The organism is Kiloniella litopenaei (assembly GCF_000982415.1).
GTDB lineage: Bacteria > Pseudomonadota > Alphaproteobacteria > Kiloniellales > Kiloniellaceae > Kiloniella > Kiloniella litopenaei.
In genome coordinates, this window is record NZ_LANI01000047.1 from 1 (window position 1) to 2,808 (window position 2,808).

Here is a 2,808-nt window from a genome sequence, read left to right on the forward strand (position 1 = left end):
GGGTCGTTTGCGGGAAGGGGCGGAATCCTACGCTAAGGCTTTGGCCAGCGATATTCTCCGGTGAGATTGATGTGTTCCCAGGGGATAGGAGAAGTCGCTTGATATCTAGTATGACGTCTGTCGCACCTGCTTGATCGCGGCCGCGATAGCTAGATCGCGTTGCTCCTCTTCTCCATCCGCGTTCCAAGCTGCGGAAAGGCACCCATAAGCGTACGCCTGGTCGAGCAGGCGACGCGGATCGACGTCCAGCGCACGAGAGAATGCGTCCGCCATCTGTGCAATGCGTCTAGGATCGAGACAAAGGTCGTCTCTGTCAGCCGGATCGTAGAACATATTGGCGGCGCCAAAGCCCACTTCACCGACCAGACCGACGGGATCTATCACCAGCCAGCCGCGACTGGAGAACATGATGTTTTCATGATGCAGATCGCCATGTAGCCCACGCAGTTCCGAGGCATTGCTCATCATTTGATCGGCTATAATCGCCGCGTGGACGTAGTCAGTTTGACAACCTGCGTTTTGATCATCGCGCGCCCGCTGAAACAAAGCTGCAAAGCGATCCCGGATCGGGAGAAGGGCAGAAGGCAGGGGTTCCTCAGATGCGGCATACAGCTTCGCCATTAGTTCCGCTGCAATTTCGGTCGCCTGGTAGTCGCCGTGCTCGGCAACGATGTGAGAGAGCATTCGCTCCCCGGCATATTCGAGCAACATCAGATTGTTCTCACGACCGAGCAACCGGACTGCTCCCCTCCCATTGCGCCATACCAGATAGTCGGCCCCGCGCAGTTCATCAGCAATGTCTTCTATAGGTTTCAATCCCTTGACGATTGCAGGAGTCCCGTCTGGCAATGAAACTTTCCAAACGAGGCTGGAAAAGGTGTCCGCAATGAGAACAGGTTGCGAAACGTGCCAATGAGCAGGAAAAACAGGCGGCATGAACATCAACCCCAAGTCAGAGGGTCCAATCGCAGATAGAAGGCAAGGCGTTCGCGGTCGGGGGCTTCGATCCCCAATACATTGAATAGGACAGCGAAGGCGCGCTCTGCTTCATCTGGCGCTGCCCAGTTCTCTTCGGCGTTAGCAATCATGAGTGCCAAATCGGCATAGCGATCTGCTGTTCCGAGCCGCCCAAGGTCGATCAGACCCGTGCATTGAAGAGTTTTAGGGTCCACCATGAAGTTCGGCATGCAGGGATCACCATGGCAAACAACCATATCGGTGCGCTCTTGGTCGAGCCGCACCGGTAGCTCTCGTTCGACACGAGCCAAAAGATCGAGCTGCGGCGTACTCTTGTCCTCGTCCGGTAAGAAGTCGGGATTGACGGCATTGCGGGACACCACATCAACGGCGCGTCCGAACATTCGCGACAGCCTGCGCTCAAACGGACATTGATCAACCGATAGGCTGTGAACAGCGCCAAGTTGCTGCCCCATTGACGGCCACGCTTTGAGCAAATCCGCTCCAGACAGATCAGCCGCCGGTACTCCCGGAATTGCCGTTATCACCAAGCATGCACCCTCCTGTTCCTCCTGCCAGTTGATGACCTCGGGGCAAGCCACACCTCGACCTTTGAGCCAAATGAGGCGGTCACGCTCTCCAGCGAGCTCACCGCGGCGGGAAGCAGGTGCGATTTTCGCGAAGGCATGCCCGTCACCACGTCGAAAAACAAAATCACCAGATTCTCCGCCTCTGACAGGCAACCAGTCAGAATGCGATTCACCAAAAAAAATATTAGTTCGATTCAATGGAGGTTCCTTCAGTTTTCTGATGAAGCGCGAATATAGAGAAATATCCCGAATGTGCAGTTAACGAATTCTTGCGGTTTCTTTCAGCGCCGCCAATACCGCCAGCCCGTCGCGCAAGGGGCGCGGCTCGTGTGTGCGGATGAAGTCAGCTCCACCTGCGGCGGCGGCAAGCTCTGCAGCGAGTGTCGCGGCCCCGACATCCCCCGGACCACGGCCTGTGAGCGCGCGCAGAAAGGATTTGCGCGAAACAGACAGAAGCACCGGCAAATCGAAGCGCAGCCGCAATTCATCGAACCGCGCCAGCACCGAGAGCGAGGTTTCGGGAGCAGCCCCCAGAAAAAACCCCATGCCGGGATCAAGGACAAGGCGGTTGCGTTTGATACCGGCACCCGTCAGCGCCGCGATGCGCGCGTCAAAGAACGCCGCAATGTGATCCATGATGTCGCCAGCGGGTGCCTCGCGCCGATCTGCCTGCCCGTCTTGCACCGAATGCATAACGACGAGTTTGGCAGATGATTTCGCCAATTGCGGATAGAACGCAGCGTCTGGAAAACCGCGAATATCATTGAGATAGGCCACACCACGCGACAAGGCATAGGCTTGCGTCGCGGGTTGATAACTGTCGAGCGAGACGGGAATGCCATCTGCCTTGAGCGCGTCCAGCACCGGCGCGATACGCGCGATTTCTGTGTCGGACGAAACAGGCGCGGCGTCGGGATTGCTGGATGCCGGACCGAGGTCGATCACATCTGCCCCCTCGGCCATCAGCTTACGCGCCTGCGCAATGGCTGCGTCTGGCGCCAGATACCGGCCTCCATCGGAGAAACTGTCCGAGGTTATGTTGACGATGCCGAAAATGATGAGCGATTTATTCATGGGGGCTTCTATAATAATAATAATCGAGCATGAGTATCATACGGATGCTCGGGTCGAAAGGGAATCCCCAGGCGAGTAACCTGTTTGCGGTGATCCATTAGCTGCAGGAGCAGAATAGCATACATCTGGAAGCAAAGCCAGGAAAGCGGCCTATGGAGGGGTTGGTCGAGGCCGGCAAGCCGGTGGA

The 2,808-nt window shown here is 56.9% G+C and carries 3 protein-coding genes; all 3 read right to left on the reverse strand.

All coding sequences use genetic code 11. The features are described 5' to 3' along the window. Positions 1–105 precede the first annotated feature (105 nt). Genes WH95_RS19995 through sul2 form a run of 3 tightly spaced genes read right to left on the reverse strand, consistent with a single transcriptional unit; the run spans position 106 to position 2,621 of the window. Positions 106–942 (reverse strand): aminoglycoside O-phosphotransferase APH(6)-Id, encoded by an 837-nt coding sequence (locus tag WH95_RS19995; protein ID WP_000480968.1) that lies wholly within the window; start codon positions 940–942, stop codon positions 106–108. Then, the gene (gene aph(3'')-Ib / locus WH95_RS20000) at positions 942–1,745 is read right to left on the reverse strand and encodes an aminoglycoside O-phosphotransferase APH(3'')-Ib (RefSeq protein WP_001082319.1); all 804 of its coding nucleotides are present in this window, start codon (positions 1,743–1,745) and stop codon (positions 942–944) included. Before aph(3'')-Ib ends, WH95_RS19995 begins: the two co-directional genes overlap by 1 nt. A 60-nt stretch (positions 1,746–1,805) precedes the next feature. Beyond that, positions 1,806–2,621 (reverse strand): sulfonamide-resistant dihydropteroate synthase Sul2, encoded by an 816-nt coding sequence (gene sul2, locus WH95_RS20005; protein ID WP_001043260.1) that lies wholly within the window; start codon positions 2,619–2,621, stop codon positions 1,806–1,808. Between the last annotated feature and the right edge of the window lie 187 nt (positions 2,622–2,808).

What these genes read in the sequence shown, in the direction of transcription:
- WH95_RS19995 (WP_000480968.1), bottom strand. Translation starts at nt 942, where the DNA reads ATGTTCATGCCGCCTGTTTTTCCTGCTCATTGGCACGTTTCGCAACCT.
- sul2 (WP_001043260.1), bottom strand. Translation starts at nt 2,621, where the DNA reads ATGAATAAATCGCTCATCATTTTCGGCATCGTCAACATAACCTCGGAC.